The 16,008-nt window shown below is 59.0% G+C and carries 16 protein-coding genes; 3 read left to right on the plus strand and 13 right to left on the minus strand.

The window, feature by feature from the left end; translation table 11 throughout:
• Positions 1-26: 26 nt before the first annotated feature.
• The 11 genes from QUE41_RS06625 to QUE41_RS06675 all read right to left on the minus strand — a co-directional run bounded on the left by QUE41_RS06625 (position 27) and on the right by QUE41_RS06675 (position 9,598).
• Complete coding sequence (locus QUE41_RS06625) at positions 27-704, minus strand: tetratricopeptide repeat protein (protein WP_286342090.1); 678 nt, start codon at positions 702-704, stop codon at positions 27-29.
• A 26-nt stretch (positions 705-730) separates the two neighbouring features.
• Positions 731-1,576, minus strand: coding sequence for a type II secretion system F family protein (locus QUE41_RS06630; RefSeq protein ID WP_286342091.1), 846 nt, complete (start codon positions 1,574-1,576; stop codon positions 731-733).
• Entirely contained in the window at positions 1,576-2,484 is a 909-nt protein-coding gene (locus QUE41_RS06635; RefSeq protein WP_286342092.1) for a type II secretion system F family protein, read from the minus strand. Before QUE41_RS06635 ends, QUE41_RS06630 begins: the two co-directional genes overlap by 1 nt.
• The gene (locus QUE41_RS06640) at positions 2,481-3,761 is read right to left on the minus strand and encodes a TadA family conjugal transfer-associated ATPase (protein ID WP_286342093.1); all 1,281 of its coding nucleotides are present in this window, start codon (positions 3,759-3,761) and stop codon (positions 2,481-2,483) included. Before QUE41_RS06640 ends, QUE41_RS06635 begins: the two co-directional genes overlap by 4 nt.
• Complete coding sequence (locus tag QUE41_RS06645; RefSeq protein WP_286342094.1) at positions 3,758-4,990, minus strand: CpaE/TadZ family protein; 1,233 nt, start codon at positions 4,988-4,990, stop codon at positions 3,758-3,760. The genes QUE41_RS06640 and QUE41_RS06645 overlap by 4 nt, the downstream gene beginning before the upstream one ends.
• A gap of 1 nt (position 4,991) precedes the next feature.
• On the minus strand, positions 4,992-5,480 hold the full coding sequence (locus tag QUE41_RS06650) for a hypothetical protein (RefSeq protein ID WP_286342095.1): 489 nt from the start codon (positions 5,478-5,480) through the stop codon (positions 4,992-4,994).
• Positions 5,477-6,814, minus strand: a complete 1,338-nt coding sequence (locus QUE41_RS06655) for a type II and III secretion system protein family protein (protein WP_286342096.1) — start codon at positions 6,812-6,814, stop codon at positions 5,477-5,479. The genes QUE41_RS06650 and QUE41_RS06655 overlap by 4 nt, the downstream gene beginning before the upstream one ends.
• Entirely contained in the window at positions 6,814-7,632 is an 819-nt protein-coding gene (gene cpaB, locus QUE41_RS06660) for a Flp pilus assembly protein CpaB (protein WP_286342097.1), read from the minus strand. The genes QUE41_RS06655 and cpaB overlap by 1 nt, the downstream gene beginning before the upstream one ends.
• A gap of 24 nt (positions 7,633-7,656) precedes the next feature.
• The gene (locus tag QUE41_RS06665) at positions 7,657-8,097 is read right to left on the minus strand and encodes an A24 family peptidase (protein WP_286342098.1); all 441 of its coding nucleotides are present in this window, start codon (positions 8,095-8,097) and stop codon (positions 7,657-7,659) included.
• Between the two features lie 18 nt (positions 8,098-8,115).
• On the minus strand, positions 8,116-8,334 hold the full coding sequence (locus QUE41_RS06670; protein WP_286342918.1) for a Flp family type IVb pilin: 219 nt from the start codon (positions 8,332-8,334) through the stop codon (positions 8,116-8,118).
• A gap of 310 nt (positions 8,335-8,644) precedes the next feature.
• Entirely contained in the window at positions 8,645-9,598 is a 954-nt protein-coding gene (locus QUE41_RS06675; RefSeq protein WP_286342099.1) for a LysR family transcriptional regulator, read from the minus strand.
• A 200-nt stretch (positions 9,599-9,798) separates the two neighbouring features.
• On the opposite strand from QUE41_RS06675, the gene QUE41_RS06680 reads away from it, so the two are divergent.
• From QUE41_RS06680 to QUE41_RS06690, 3 genes are all read left to right on the plus strand, one after another.
• Positions 9,799-11,865, plus strand: a complete 2,067-nt coding sequence (locus tag QUE41_RS06680) for an LruC domain-containing protein (RefSeq protein ID WP_286342100.1) — start codon at positions 9,799-9,801, stop codon at positions 11,863-11,865.
• Positions 11,866-11,876: 11 nt separating this feature from the next.
• Positions 11,877-12,365 (plus strand): hypothetical protein, encoded by a 489-nt coding sequence (locus tag QUE41_RS06685; protein ID WP_286342101.1) that lies wholly within the window; start codon positions 11,877-11,879, stop codon positions 12,363-12,365.
• Between the two features lie 141 nt (positions 12,366-12,506).
• Complete coding sequence (locus tag QUE41_RS06690) at positions 12,507-13,373, plus strand: NAD(P)-dependent oxidoreductase (protein ID WP_286342102.1); 867 nt, start codon at positions 12,507-12,509, stop codon at positions 13,371-13,373.
• Positions 13,374-13,511: 138 nt separating this feature from the next.
• Here the strand turns inward: QUE41_RS06690 and cdd are convergent, their stop codons facing one another.
• Entirely contained in the window at positions 13,512-14,399 is an 888-nt protein-coding gene (cdd, locus tag QUE41_RS06695; RefSeq protein ID WP_286342103.1) for a cytidine deaminase, read from the minus strand.
• A 116-nt stretch (positions 14,400-14,515) separates the two neighbouring features.
• Positions 14,516-15,925: an exodeoxyribonuclease I gene (gene sbcB / locus QUE41_RS06700; RefSeq protein ID WP_286342104.1), complete on the minus strand. Its 1,410-nt coding sequence runs from the start codon at positions 15,923-15,925 to the stop codon at positions 14,516-14,518.
• Positions 15,926-16,008: the final 83 nt, after the last annotated feature.

The following is a 16,008-nucleotide window of genomic DNA, read 5'->3' on the forward strand; positions in this document are numbered from 1 at the left end:
CTGTCTGTTTTTTCCGTAGAGCATCTTCATGGGGTGAGCGCCTGCAGCTGTCGGAGGACCCGGGAGACGGGCTGGTCCGGATAGATGCGGCTCAGCAGTTTGTGGGCCTTCTCCAGTTCACCCCCCTTGGCCCAGGCCAGGGCCAGGTTGGCCTGCACCTGCTCGTTGTCCGGGTGACGGCGATAGAGCCCCTCCAGCAACTGACTGGCCTGGTGATAATGTCCCTGGGCCATCTGCACCATGGCCAGATTGTTTTTGACTGCCAGCTCATCGTGGCCTCTTAGCCTGGCGGTATTAAAGGCGTTGGTGGCGGCCTCATACTGACCCAGCTGGCTGTGGGCCACCCCCTGGCGCAAGGCCAGTTCGCTGCTGCTCAGCCCCTGAAGCTGAGCCTTGGCGTAATGCTCCAGGGCCCTGGCAAATTCCCCCTGGTCGGCGGCGGCTTTGCCCGCCAGCAGGCTCTGTTGGGGGCTCTGGTGACCAAGGGTCTCAAGGTGGCTTAAGTAGAACTGGGCAGACTCCAGGTCGTTGCTCTGGTAATAGGCCTGGGCCAGTTTCAGCAGCAGCACCGGGTCATTGGGATGGCTGGCCAGTTGCCCCCGCAGGTGCTCAGCCAGTCCGCTGTAGTTGCCTGTGGTTTCAAGTTGCTCTTCAACTGAAGGTGAGGGAGCCCCGGTAGATGCACAGGCTGCAAGAAATGTCATTAGGATAGGAATCAGATAGTTTTTCATCATTGGAAATTCAACATTAATTGACTGATACCAGGGGCAAGGATCAGGATTACAATTGGCATCATTATCAGGATGATCAGAGGAACACTCATCTTGGCGGACAGCTTGCCGATCTTCTCCTCCACCGAGAGTACCTGCATCCGGCGCATATCCTCGGACAGGTCGGACAGCACCTGAGCGATGGAGGTGCCGTACTGCAGGTTCTGAATCAGGGTAAAGGCGAAGGAGCGGATCTCCGGAGTGGGTACCCGTTCGGACAGGTCGTGCAGGGCTTTTTCCAGCCCTTTGACCGCTGCCGCATCCGAGGTCTTGCGGATCTGGTAGCAGAGATCCTTGTCGAAGGCCTGGAGTTCATCCCCCAGGTAGCGGAAAGCCGCTTCTATGGTCATGCCGGTCTGGATGCACACCGCCATCATATCCAGCATGTAGGGCAGCTGACGGGCGGTTTTGGCGATGAGCCATTTTTTCCTCATCCCCAGGTAGAGATCCGGCAGCACAATGATGGCCACCAGGGTCAGGGCAGCGGCCATCATCTTGTGTGTACCGCTCAGGGACGAAAAGGCGATGGCGGCCATGGCAATGAAGAGCAGGCCATACTTGGCGGGGAGAAAGTAACGTGCCCAGCTGCCCTGGTAGATGCCAGCATCCAGCAGTTTTTGTTGAATGTCCGCCTCCTGGTTCTGGCTGAGCTTGCTCATCAGCTTGGTGACCCAGGTGGCGCCCTTGGCATTTCTTGGTTGCAGGTAGCCGCGGATGCGCGCTTCGCGGCTGCGACCCTGCACCGCCTGAGTCAACAGCCAGGCCAGCAGGGCGGCAAAGGCGAGGGCGATGGCCAGATAGATCATCAGCGAATCCCCCGGACCAGCAGCCAGATGATGGTCAGCCCCAAAGCTTCGCTTCCCAGCACGTAGAAGAGGATCCAGCGGCCGTCCGGATGAAACAAAACGTATTGTAAGTTATCAGGTGTTATGAAGTGCATGACCCCCATAAAAGCCAGGGGCAGGGCGGCGACGATCTTGGCAGAGAGGCGGGCTTCCGAGGTCAGGGCCATCTTCTTCTTCTCCATGGCCCTGGAGTCCACCAATACCCGGATCAGCTTGGCCATCACCTGCTTCAGTTGGCCACCCCGGCTCATGTTGGCGCGAATGGTCACCACAAAGAACAGGTAGGCGGGGTAGGGGAAGCGCTTGCAGGAGCGGTTAAACACCTGCTCCGGGGGTTCACCCAGCTTCAGTCGTTCCCCCACATATTTAAATTCCCGGCCAATCTCGTTATCCAGGGTTTTGCCTACGTAGATGATGGACTGGGTGATGCTGTCCCCGGCGGTGATGGCGCTCATCATGATGTTGAGGGCATCGGGAAACCCCTGCTCGAAGCTGGCCCGTCGCCGCCGCAGCATCAGGTTCCAGCCCCAGATGAAGGCGGCCAGAGTCACCGCCGCCGGCAGCAGCAGGGGATTCAGCTGAAGCCATTTCTGGTTCAGGTAGGAGGTGGCGGTAAACACCAGCATCAGGAACAGGCCAATCTTCAGCCAGGCGCCATCACCCAGGAGATCCAGTACCGGATCCCCCAGCTCCTTGAGCTTGAGGTAGAGGGGGGATTTCCCCAGGCTTTGCAGGTTGACCGCCAGGGGCGTCTGCTCCTGCTGTTGGGGCTCATCCGGGCGCAGGAAGGCGGCCTTGGGATCCGGCTTGCTCTTGCGGTAGAAGGCCAGGGCCAGGCCACCGAGGATCAGGGCGATATAGAGGCTCATGCGGGCACCCCTGTCTGGAACGCCTCCATCAACTCCTCCTGCAGGCCATAATAGGCGGCCTGGCGCATCAGCATGGAGCGCTGCATCAGCCCGGAGGAGACAAACTCCCCGGTGATCTTATCCCTGGCTTGATGGTCATCGGAGTGGAACTGGAACAGCTCCTCCATCACCGCGTTGTCCCCCTCCAGGCCCACCACTTCGCTGATGGAGGTGATCTTGCGGCTGCCGTCGCGCATTCGGTTGACCTGAACGATAAGGTGCACCGCAGAGACTATGGTGCGGCGAATGGCGGACAGGGGCAGGTTGAGGTTGGCCATCATCACCATGGACTCGATACGGGCCAGGGCATCTCTTGGAGAGTTGGCGTGCAGGGTGGACATGGAGCCGTCGTGGCCGGTGTTCATCGCCTGCAGCATCTCGAACGCTTCCGGACCCCGGCACTCACCGAGGATGATGCGGTCAGGTCGCATCCGCAGGGCGTTGATCACCAGGGCCCTCTGGGTAATGGCACCGGTATTCTCCACACTGGGGGCCCGGGTTTCCAGGCGCACCACATGGGGCTGCATCATCCTCAGTTCGGCGGCATCCTCGATGGTGAGAATCCGCTCATCTTCGGCGATGTACTGGGACAGGGCGTTGAGCAGGGTGGTCTTACCCGACCCGGTGCCGCCGGAGATGACGATATTGAGGCGACAGCGGGCGGCGATCATCAGAATCCTGGCCATGGGCTCTGACAGGGTGCCGAACTTCACCATATCCTCCAGACCAATCTTCTGTTCGCGGAATTTACGGATGGAGATGGTGGTGCCATCCAGGGCAACTGGCTTGAGGACAATGTTAACCCGGCTGCCGTCGTCCAGGCGGGCGTCCACCATGGGGGAGGATTCATCTACCCGGCGCCCCACCCGGGAGGCGATGCGCTGGGCGATCTCTACCAGCTGCTGCTCGTTGACGAAGGCCAGGTCTGAGCGGTGCAGTTTGCCGCCCCGTTCGAAGAAGATGTCGTTGACCCCGTTCACCATGATGTCGGTGATGCTCTGATCCTCCATCAGCGGCTGCAGTGGCCCCAGGCCCACCAGCTCGTCCACCAGGTTCTTGACCAGGCCGGCACGCATCACCGCAGGCACCGGGCTGTGGTAGTTGGCGGCCAGGACGCCGACGGCGCCTTCAATCTGGGCGGTCAGCTCATTGCGGCCCATACCTGAGACGGCGCTGGCGTCCAACACCTCAAAGATGCGGTTGCGAAAGTCGGCGTAGATCGCCTTGCTGGTGCTCATCGTTTAAACACCTCTTTGAACAGAGATAGTGGGGTGGACTTCTGCGGGGCCAATTGGCCGTTGATCAACCTGTAGAGGGTGGTCAGAGGTTTCTGCTTGCCAGACTCCTGCTTATGCAGACGGCGCCCCTCCAACACCAGATGGGCGGTCTGCTTGTTGTAGGGGATGACGATGTCCATCTCCCGCTCCAGGAATTGATGCATCTCCTGCAGGCTCAGGGAGAAGGAGGACTCAGGCCTGTGGTAGTTGGCCACCAGCAGCAGCCGGGTGTCATCGCCCCCGTCCAGGTTGAACTTGGCCACCTGCTCCAGCAGTTGCTGGCCATTGCGCAGGGAGGTGACCGAGGGCTCCAGCACCAGTACGATCATGTCGCTGCGCTTGTAGAGGGCTTCCATCTCCAGGGGAAAATCGATGGAGGCGGAGTAGTCCTCCACCATGAAGTTGGCCTGCCTGAGGAGCAGATCGCACAGGGAGTGGGTAAATTCGGTGAGCTCCCTCTGGGGGGCGTCACCGGTGAGGCCCAGCAGATTCAGGCGCCGGCTTACCTTGGTGAGGTAGCTAAAAGCGGCGTCCTCATCCAGCTCATGCAGCTGCAGGCTGATGTTCTTTACATCCTGCTTGGCCAGGTCTTTCTGCCCCAGGATGATGTCGATGTTGCTCAGTTGGTACTTGTGATCCACCAGCACGGTTTCGGCGCCGGAGCCGGCCAGGGCGGAGGCCAGCTCGGTGGCGATCAGCGTGGTGCCGCATCCGCCCCGGGTCCCCACCACGGAGATCCGTTTGGCTTTACGGTTCTGGCTGACCCCGGAGAATTTCTGCTGATTGGCGTGCACATGACGCAAAAACTCGGTGAGCTCCTGTTTGCCCACAGGCCAGAACAGGTAGTAGAACCCCATCTCCTTGAGGGCGCGCATGGTGGTGATGGCGTCCTCCTTGCCGATGATGATGATCCCCTTCTTGTTGGGCATCTGGCTGGCGAACTGACGGGCATCGGCCACCACATTGTCCGAGTCGTTAAGCTCCAGGATGACGATGTCCTGCAGCTTCTCCGGGTTGATCCCCTGGGACTCCTTCTGGCTGTGGGGTTCTGGCCATCCTTCGAAGCGGCATACCTCCTGGACCAGGTTGTGACACTCAGGGGTCTGGTAGAACAGGCTGAAGCCCGCCGGTCCCCGCTCCTGGGGCTCACTCTTGGTATTGGCGCTGATCGCCTTGGCGAGATCAAACATGTCACTGACCTCCTTTGGCCAGGGAGTCTGGGTGGCGGGTGTGAGTCACCCGGTTGGCGTCCACGGCGCACCCCAGCCTGGCATAGGGCTGATCCAGTCGGTGGGCGCTGCACTCTCCGACCAGGGTTTTCCAGAGGGAGACGCGCAGGCTGATGGGGGTGTCCAGCTGACTGTCCTCAATCAGCGTGATGCGGGCGGGATTCAGCCCGTCTGTCAGCAACGCCTGCCTGAGCTGCTTAGCCTGAGGGCCCCAGCTCGGAGCATGGTGCAGGGCCAGGCGGGAAGCATCGGCATCGAACTGGGCGACCAGTTCAGACACCTTGGCTTTCATGGTGCTGACATCCTGACCCTTGGGTCTTAAGTCAAACCTGTGCTGCTCTGCGTAGACCAGAGCTTCTGAGCCCGGGCTGTCCATGGCGTGGTCGGCACACCCGACAATCAGGGCTGTGCCCAGAAGCGCGGCCAGCAGGGGAGAGAGAGTTCGAATCATTGGATAAAGCCTCCGCGCTCCAGCAGCTCCAGGGTGAGAGCCTGCTCCTTGGTGTCGTTGGGGTTGGGATCCGGTAGGTTGAACAACCGGTTCAGGGTGGTGCTGCGCTGTATGTGGGGCAGCACAATCTGATCCGGGGTCACCGGCTTCACCAGATTGACGGTGGCGATGATCACCAGCTCGGTCTTACGTCTGGTGGTGGTGGCCTTGCGGAACAGGCCGCCGAAGAAGGGGATGTCGCCGATGCCGGGCACTCTCGCCAGCTCCTCCACCTCTTCACTGCTCATCAGTCCCCCCAGCATAAAGCTGTCGCCATCCCCCAGTTCCACTGTGGTCATGGCACGTCTGGAGCTGAGCTGAGGCACTTCGATGCCCAGGGTCCGCACATAGCCCTCGATGGCGCTCACCTCCGGGGCCAGCTGCAGGCGGATCTGCTCGCTGCTGATCACCTTGGCGGTGAGGTCCAGACCGATGCCAAACTCCTTGAAGGTGACGTTGGTGTTGTTGTTGTTGGTGACGATCACCGGCACCTCGCCGCCGACCAGGAAGCTGGCGGACTCGCCGGAGATGACGGTGAGGTTGGGCTCGGCCAGCAGCTCGGCCAGGCTGTCATCCCCCAGGGCGGTGATGATGGTGGAGAGATCCGCCGCTTCGAAATCCGCAAAGGTGAAGGTGCCGGGCAAAGAGCCGATGGAGGACCAGTCCACCCCCAGGGTCTCGTTGAACTCGTCGGTCACCTGGGCCACGGAGATCTTCACGTTCACCTGCTGGGGCCGGTCCAGCTCCAGCAGCTCGATGATCCCTTCGTAGGTGTAGAGGCGGTGGAAGGTGGCCAGGCCACTCTCCTTCATGCCGTTGTCAAACTCCAGCACTTCAGTTTCGCCGTAACGTTCCATGCGCTTTCGACCTAAGAGTCCGGCTACCAGGGCGTAGAGTTCATCCCGCTGCTTGTCGCTGAACACCTTGCCTTTGACGGCGACCTGATCGCCTAGCGCCTTAAGTTGGATGCTGAGGTCGGGATAGCGCAGGGCAATTTCCCGGTGGATAGGCGTGAGGTCGATGTCCACCCGCACCAGATCCGAGGCAAGCACCTTGCCGGATTTGGCGTAGACGATGAGCCGGGTTTGGCCCAGCCCCTGGCCGAAGAGTACCAACTGGCGGTCACCGACCACCTTGTAATCGGCGATGTCCGGCTGACTGATGAAGATGGTGCCCAGATCCTCGTTGAAGCTGAGGTTGAGGGCATCCCCCTGGATGAGGTTGCGCTCGCCGGCGATAAGGCCCAGGGGTAGCAGCAGGGCTAGCAGGGTAAGCAATCTGGTTATAAGGCTCATCAGAAGGCGCCTCCAAGGTCGTCACCACTGTCGTCGTCGCCGCCGCGAAGCTCCTTGATGCCGGTGTAGTTGGCGATGATGTCGCTGACATCTGCATCGGGAATGGGGTGCTGGCGCTGACTGCGGTAGATTTCGATGAACATGGTGCGCTGGGCCAGGGAGAGTCTGGAGACCGCCTGGGGGGCAACCTCGATTACCACCGTGGTTTCCAGCTCGCCATTGATGCCCACCTTGGGTTTGACGCCGTTGTCGGACTGACTGTCCAGGGCCATCACCCGAACCTGTTGCATCAACAGGCCGGCCCGCACGCCGGTGAACTGGGTCAGTTCGGCGGTGGCATTGGAGAGGTTGGTGTGGGGGGAGCTCACCGTCAGGATGTCGATGTAATCCCCGGGGTGGATGTAGTTGTCCACCAGATTGGTGGCCGAGATGGTCAGCGGATAGAGCACCATCCCCTCAGTGGTGAGGAGATCGAGATAACCGGGCTGACCAGGCTGGCTAAGCTGCTCGGGGAAGACCCACTCTCCGTCATCGATGTTGCGCGCCGCCAGGGTGGCCGGGGTCAGCGTCAGAGAGATATCCTCATTGGCCCCCAACTGGGCAGCTTCCTCCTGAGTCAGGGTGACTCGGGTCAGGATCGAGCCTGAGACGGCCTCGCCCTCGGCGATGGCACTGCTGGCCTGCCATAGGGTTACCATCTTCACTTCAGGCGGCGGGGGCGTGGCCGGTTCACCATTGCCACTGACCAGGTCCAGGATGCCGTAGAGGCCGAAGATGACCGCCAAAAAGGCGATAAGGTAGGTCACTTTTGAACTCATAATGTGGTTCGCCGTTCGACTGTTTTAGGTATTGAGCGTCGAGACAAGAAGCTGGAATCCCACCCCCAGCAAGATGGCGAGGCCATAGGGGAGTCCCGGGTCTTCCTTGCTCCGGTCAAAAATTCGGTACTTGATGAGGTAGCCTGCGGCCAGCACACCGCCGATAAGCAGTATCCAGAAGCTGGCGTGGAGCAGTTCATCTAAAGTCATCAGTGGCGCCAGGGCCATATAGAGCTTGGCGTCCCCGCCTGCCCAGAAGCGGACCAGGTAGAGGGCCAGGCCGATAACAATGGCCAGGGCAAAGCTTGGCAGTGCCTCAGGCCAGGTGCCGCCGATGAGGGCGACCAGCCAGGTGAGCAGCAGCAGCAGCCCCACCTGGCCGTTGGATATCCGCCGATGGCGGATATCCGACAGGGCGATCCAGCAGGCTTCCAGTGTGATAACAGCGGATAGAACCGGAAGCATTTGGGACCGCCTTGCTAATTAGCCGTCAGCCTGAACGGCTTGTTCACCGAGCATTGTGCCAATGGTGCCAAAGGCTTGCTTAAGTGAAGTAAAAATCGCACCGTCGTTAGCAAATGCTACGCCTAGAATTACAGCCATAGCTACACCAATCAGGCCGTACTCGATGGCGGTTACACCGCGCTCGTCGCGCTTGAAGGTGGTCAGGGCGGCTTGGGCTTTGGCGTAGGTTTTGATCATGTTCACTGTCATCTCCTTATAAACATTTTTAGGCGTGAATGAATCACGGAATTGATGTTATTGAGATGCTGAAATCTTAAAAAGATGGGTTCTATAAGAGTGGCTTATGGAAAGTTTGCTGAATATAGTATTTTCAACGGGTTAGTTCTTGGTGGGTTCCACCTGATTTAATGTGAAAATTTGATGTATATACCATTTGGTACAGGTGAGTCAGGGGAATTGTTGGATATTACAAGGGGAGTATAGACGAAAATGGGAGCGAAAGAGTTTCGCTCCCATGGAAAAATCATCAAATTTGATGAGGCAGGAATTATTGACGGACGTGCGCCAGTTTATTAAAGAGCCACAGCCCGGCATCGTGGAATTGATGGCCATTGGGCCAAAGCAATGTAGCACGCCAGTCAAAATGAGAAATTCGGTCAAAATCGAACTGGATAGGGGTCAGTTTATTGTTCTCCAGATCCTGTTTAATTACGAAATCAGGCAGGCAGGAGATGCCTATGCCGCTTCGACAGAAGCTCAATAGTGTATTGAGGTCTTCCACCTGCCACACCTGCACCATATCGGTCATTTTGCGCATGGATTGCTCCGGCAGGTTGGTGGGCAGCAGCAGCCTCGAGTGGCACAGACTGGCGTAGCGGATGGGTTGCCCCAGGGATTCGGCCAGCTGGGGAGAAGCAACCCAGTGACTGCTTATCTGAAAAGCATCCACCGAGGTAAAGTCCACCATGTCGGTCTTTGGGAACAGGCCAAGAACCGCATCTAGCTGTCCATCATCAATTTTTTGCAAAAGAGACTGACTGTTTTGCTGAACCAGGTAGAGCTCTACGTGGGGAAAGGTTTCAGCAAACTCTGACATGATGGTGAGCAGCTCAGGTGTGCCGACTAAGGGGTCGACACCGATGCGCAGGCGGGGCTCGGCCACCCCTTCAAGGGAGCGCGCTTGCTCGGAAAAGTGCTCTACCTGGGAGAGCATCATCCTGGCATCTTTGAGCAGTCTCTGGCCTTTCTCCGTCAGTTTTGGGTATTTCCCTTGCCGGCTAAAGAGATCAAAACCCAAATCAATTTCCAGGTTTTGTACCTGTTGGCTGATGGCAGCTTGGGTCTTTTTTAATTGTCTTCCTGCGGCGGTAAAGGATCCCTCATCCGCGGCAGCAACGAAGGCTCTGACTGCTTCCAGTTGCAGTTTCATAAAGCTGTCCCTAATAAAACTCTGGCACAAATAAATTAGAAAAAGAGGGGCTGAATAGGGAGGCCCACTCATTAGAGATAATTATTGTTGGCGTTTTTTCACATCAAGATCAACAGTGAATGCCACTCAGTGGCGATTTTTTTGCATATTTGCCGGTTGCATAATGCAAAAACATCAGCGTCATATTTTTCAAAGTGCTGACTTGATTGAGTTTTTCATCTTGGCATGGAAATTTCTTTATCCCTTTCAAACCTATGCCTGGAGGGGATGAGATGTTTCGATTAGCCACACTTTTAATGGCGGTGTCAGCTGGGGCGGCGGCGACGCCCTTTAACAACTGCCCAACAGAAGCCTTTCTGTTTCAGAAGGACACCACGGTGTATGGGGTCGATCTGGTGACCGGTGATTACCAGGTTTTGAAGGAGGACCTGACCCTTCCGGGCAACGTGAATGCCATTGGTTTCAATCAGACCGACAACTACATCTATGGCTTCAGCAAAAGCCAGCTTAATGTGGTTCGGGTGGGCAGTGATTATGAGGCTGAGATCCTGGGGGTCACAGGCCTGCCGTCAGGGGTGCACTTCTATGTGGGGGATGTGCATGAAAACACCTACTGGATCTATCACAGGAATCACGGTCTCTACGCCATCTCCCTGACCGCCTCAGACCCGAACTATCTGCAGGCGGTGAAGATTCAGGGGGCCGATACGTCCATGAACCTCACCGACTTCGCCTTCCACCCGGACGATGGCGAGCTCTATGCCGTGGATAACAGCAGCGGCGCCGTGTATCAGGTTGACATCGGCGACGGCAGCCGCGAGATCCTGGGTTACAGCGGCGTCACCGGCACCTTTGGCGCCGGCTATTTCGATAAGAGTGGCTACTACTACATCAGTCGCAATCAGGACGGCAATATCTTCCGCCTGGATCTGCGCAATCCTGAACAGCTCGATCCCACCGCCGAGTTCTATGCCAATGGCCCCAGCTCCAATCAGAACGATGGCGCGCGCTGTGCCATCGCGCCTGTGGTGGCTAACAACGTCGACTTTGGTGATGCGCCGGACAGCTACGGTACCACCATGGAGGAGAATGGCGCCCGACACAGCCTGGAGCCGCAAGGCCCCATGCTTGGCAGTCAGGTGGACGCGGAACCGGACGGTTTCAAGTCGCCGAGGAGCGATGAGTCTGATGGGCTCAATGATGAGGATGGCATCAGCTTTAAAAACGGCCTGACTGCGGGCCAGACCGCCATCATAGGGGTGTCGGTGGGCCGACAAGCCGGTTACCTGCAGGGCTTTTTCGACTGGAACAGTGACGGCGACTTTGACGATGCCGGAGAACACGCGGTACAGGATGAGTGGCTGGCCGTTGGCAGCAGTGATATCCAGGTGGCGGTGCCCGCCGATGCGTCCGGTGTGGTGCAGACCCGCTTCCGCATCGCTTCTGCCGCCGGGGTTCGCTCCCGAGGAGGGGCGCCGGACGGCGAGGTGGAAGATTACGCTGAAGCCGTGCTGGCACCTGGGGTCACCCAGATCCCCTACCCAAGCAGTGGCTGGGCCACCGTCGCCTTTGAGGACCGTTGGCCCAGAATGCCCGACTACGACATGAACGACGTGGTGGTGGATCTCAAGTTTATCCAGTATCTGCAGTCAGGCGAGATCACCCGCCTCAAGGTCACCGGACAGCTGCGCGCCGCTGGCGCTGCCTATCACAACGGCTTGGCACTGCATCTGCCAGGCATCAGCCGAGGCAACATCCGCAGTGACTCGACGCTGATTAAGACCAGTGGCTCGGTGGAAGGGGCGGGTCTGGAAGCGGGGCAAAGCAATGCGGTGTTTGTCATCAGCGAGGATCTTAAGACCGAAGTCACCACCAATTGCCTTTACTACCGCACCATTGTGGGGTGTGACGAAGCGATTCAGATGAGCTTCGAGCTGGATATCCATTTCGCCGATGGCATTCCGGCCAATGCCATGCCCAGGGCACCCTTTGATCCCTTTATCTTCGCGACCCCGGGCAAGGCGAGAACCGGCTTCGATGGTGCTCCCGGTCGCGGCCTGGAGATCCACATGGCGGATTATCCCCCCACGGATCTGGCCAGCGACCTCTACTTTGGTACCGAGCAGGATGACAGTGCGCCGGGCAGCGGTCGCTACTACCGCACCAGCAACAGCCTGCCCTGGGCTCTGGAATTCAGCCACCAATGGAGCTATCCCGCCGAGCAGGAGGACCTGCTGCAGACCTACCCGGACTTCGAGAAGTACCTGGAGTATGACGGTGGCCAGTACACCGACTGGCATCAGAAGAGTAATGGCGTCCAGCAGAAGCTGTTTGATTGAGGAGATGGATTATGAAGAGTTTCAACCTAGCAGTGCTCACCCTGTTTCTCTGCGCCTGTGGTGGGGGAGGCGGTGGCGGGGGCAGTGCACCCGCTCCGGATACGCCGGCGGTGCCGGACACCCCCTCGACACCGACCACTCCGGACACCCCGGCGACACCTGATGCTCCTGAAGAGCCTCAAACCACCGCGGATCTGGTGGCGTCACCTCAGATGGATTTTGCCAGCAGCAGTGAGCTGTCGGTCAGTGTGACCGTGGATCCCGGCCGCTCCGCCTATGTGGCGCTTTACTCTGTGTTTGACTCCATTGGCGGAAGTTTTCAGCCGGATTACCAAAACCGACTGGCGGCCGGGGTCACCGATGCGGGTCAGTTCAAGGCGGAACTGATGGCCGCGGACGAGCAGCAGGAGCTGCTGGTGGAGGTGTGGTACCACGGAGAATCCACGCCGCTGCAACAGGTGTTCAGCATGCCGGCTGAGCGCATTGAGTGGGAGTTGTAGCCACTGACCTTGCTGAGCAGGCAAGGGGCGTAGTGCCCGGAATAAGCGCTTGCCTGCTCTACTCTTTTACTTTTTACAGGCTCGCAATCCTGGCCTATCTGGCACACAATGAATCCACTTTCGTTGTTCAGAGGGAAAACAATGGCCAAGGTTGCCTTTATTGGATTGGGCGTCATGGGTTACCCCATGGCGGGTCACCTGCAGCAAGCGGGGCATGATGTCACCGTCTATAACCGTACCACCGCCAAGGCGCAGCGTTGGCAGGAGCAGTATGGCGGCAGTTATACCCTGACCCCAAAGGACGCTGCCCAGGGGTGTGAGTTTGTCTTCGTCTGCGTGGGTAATGACGATGACCTTCGTCAGGTGGTGGCTGGCAAGCATGGCACCCTGGCGGGGATGAGCTCAGGTGCGGTGCTGGTGGATCACACCACGGCCTCTGCCGATGTGGCCAGAGAGTTGGCAGCCAAGGCTGGGGAGCAGGGTGTTGGCTTTGTGGATGCGCCGGTCTCCGGTGGTCAGGCGGGTGCGGAAAATGGCGTGTTGACCGTCATGGCCGGTGGTGAACCCGAGCAGTTCGAGCGTGCCCGACCTGTGATAGATGCCTATGCCCGCTGCGCCGAGCTGATGGGGTCCGTGGGCAGCGGTCAGCTGTGCAAGATGGTGAACCAGATCTGCATCGCCGGTGTGGTTCAGGGGCTGGCCGAAGGGATGCACTTTGCCCAGAAGGCGGGCCTGGATGGCGATAAGGTGCTGGAGGTCATCGGCAAAGGCGCGGCCCAGTCCTGGCAGATGGATAACCGCGGACACACCATGCTCAAAGATGAGTATGACTTTGGTTTCGCCGTCGACTGGATGCGTAAAGATCTGGGCATTGCCCTGGATGAAGCCAGAGGCAACGGGGCTCAGCTGCCGCTGACCGCCCTGGTGGATCAGTTTTATGCGGAGGTGCAGCGTCTGGGTGGCAGCCGCATGGACACCTCTTCGTTAAAACTGCGCTTACCCAAATAGAAAATGCCGCCCCATTGGGCGGCATTTTTTCCCCTGTATTTAGGAGGCTATGCGCTCATTCTCCAGCCTGGGTCTTGGTTTAGGCCCCGGTTGAACACCAGGCGGCGTCGACCCGCCTGCATCTTCTTTACGCTCTTATTAAGCTTCCGCTTTGAAAACTTCAAGTTTCACCTGGCTGACTGTGGCCAGAGCATCGCTGGCGCTGTGAACAAAGCTGATCTGACCCCGAGCACTCTCCACCAGCACGGCGCGGCGGATGCTGTCGAAGGGCAGTCCCATACGAGCCATGCCGTTCAGAGCGATCTGCATCGCTGGCAGACTGGGATTGAAGGCGGCGTTCTCGGCATAACGACCCACAAACACCCGGCCGGTATCCGTCTCCAGGGCGATGGCCGCCGGAGTCTTGGAGTAGGGGGCGTAGGAGGCGTTGGCCTCACGCAGGGCACGTTGCACCAGGGAGTCGTCACTCTCCAGCACCATTTCATGGTCGTTGCCGTCCAGCAGGCCATCTTCCATACCCAGGTCCTTGGGCCCGAAGGCGTAGGGCAGGTAGTGGGTCAGAGGCTGGGGTTGCTGCTCGGGCAGACGGATGGTCAGGCCTTCGTTGTTGTTCAGTTCGGTCATGAACTGACGACAGTGGCCGCAGGGAGAGTAGTTAACGGTGATCCCCACCAGTTTACGCTCGCCCGCCAGCCAGGCGTGGCTGATGGCGGATTGTTCGGCGTGAACGGAGTGGAACAGGGCTTCCCCTACCAGCTCCATGTTGGCGCCCATATAGGCGTCGCCAGACACCCCATGGGCGATGGCACCAACAAAGAAGTTGGAGATGGGCGCGTAGGAGAGTGTCGCGGCGATGGGCAGCAGAGCCAGGTACAGCTCGGTGCCGCTTAAGCCGGATTTCTCACTGAGCTCCTTCAGCTGATCGGCGGACAGGTGACCGGCAAAATGCTCGGTCAACATGGGGGCTACCGCCTCCGCCAAGGCTTCGGGCATCTGAGTCAACGCGTCGGCAAAACGGGTACTCATCCTCAATCCTCAATTTATGAAACTGGGTTACAGTTTAGGTGGTTGCGGATCGTTCTGATGTGACGCCGATCACACCCACTTCCAAATATAGGGGAAGTGGGCAACATTTCTTTAATTTACAACGATTGGAGATGATGATAGAGCGCTTTCAGTAACGCCATCTTGGTCTCATCCTGTTGATGCGTCTCCACTAACTGCTCCAGTCGCATCACGTACTCGGGGTCGTTGATCCGCTCCTGGCAGTGGTTGTGCCAGCGTTTCTGCTCCTGCTCGGACAGGGTCTGCGGGAAGTTGCGGGCCCGGAAACGGAAGAACAGCGGGGCCAGCCTGGGGTCGCTGAACTGAGGGTTGAGCGCCGCCAGGTGCTCCGGCGCCGTGGTGCGGATGAGCTCCATCTGACTGCGGTCGCTATCGGAGAAGAAGCCGCCGTACAGCTGCTGGTCCACATCCCGGCTGTCGTCCGAGGCCCACTCTTCGCTGTAGAGGGCGGTGAGCTTCTCCCGAACCTGCTGATGGTGGCTGCGCAAAAGCTTGTAGTTGTCACGACAGCGCTGCTTATCCAGTCCCAGCCGCTCTGCCTGGGCATCTTCCAGGGTGGCCGCCGGGGCGATGAAGGGGCTCTTGTTGAAGTGCAATAGTTTCACCGGCACCCGCAGGTCACCTTCATTGAGTTCACGACTTGGGGTGTACAGCCGCTCCTTGAGCTGTTCGGCACTCCATTCGATCAGTGGGGTGACGTCCTGATGCAGGTCCACCACCACCACGGCGTTGCGGTTCTCCGGGTGCCAGGCCATGGGCATCACCAGGGTGGTGCAGCCCTGGCTGGCGGGGAAGCGTGAGGAGACATGGAGCAGGGGCTTCATCGCCAGCACATCCACCAGCTTGGCCACCGCCTGCTTACGCCTCAGGCCAAAGAACCAGTCGTACAGCTTGGGCTGAGCCTCTTTGATCAGCTTGGCCAGGGCGATGGTGGCCTGAACGTCGGACACCGCATCGTGGGCATTGCCGTGATCCAGGCCGTTGGCGGCGGTCAGATGCTCCAGCTTGAAGCTGGGGTTGCCGTCTTCGCGCAAGGGCCACTCTATGCCTTCGGGACGCAGCGCGTAACAGGCGCGAACCAGATCGATGATGTCCCAGCGGCTGTTGCCGTTTTGCCACTCCCGGGCATAGGGATCATGGAAGTTGCGATACAGGGTGTATCGGGTTACCTCATCATCGAAACGGATGGAGTTGTAACCGACGGTGCAGGTGCCAGGCTTGGCCATCTCCGCTTCCACCTTGGCGATAAACTGCGCCTCAACCTCACCCAGGCGGTTGGCCCGCTGAGGGGTGATGCCGGTGACAAACATCGCTTCCGGGGAGGGCAGGTAATCTGCGGGCAGTTTGCAGAACAGCTCTATGGGCTCGCCGATGGGATTGAGATCCAGGTCGGTGCGGATGGCAGCGAACTGCGCCGGGCGATCGGAGGAAGGGTTGGCACCCCAGGTTTCATAGTCGTGCCACAGCAGGCTTGGGCCGTCGGTCATCGAAACTCGGTCTTTTACAGGAATTTGGGCTGAGTATACACCAGTGCGCCGCTGGCGACACTCGGGCCACCCTAGCGGATCTC

The sequence above is a fragment of the Ferrimonas sp. YFM genome (assembly GCF_030296015.1).
Taxonomy (GTDB): domain Bacteria; phylum Pseudomonadota; class Gammaproteobacteria; order Enterobacterales; family Shewanellaceae; genus Ferrimonas.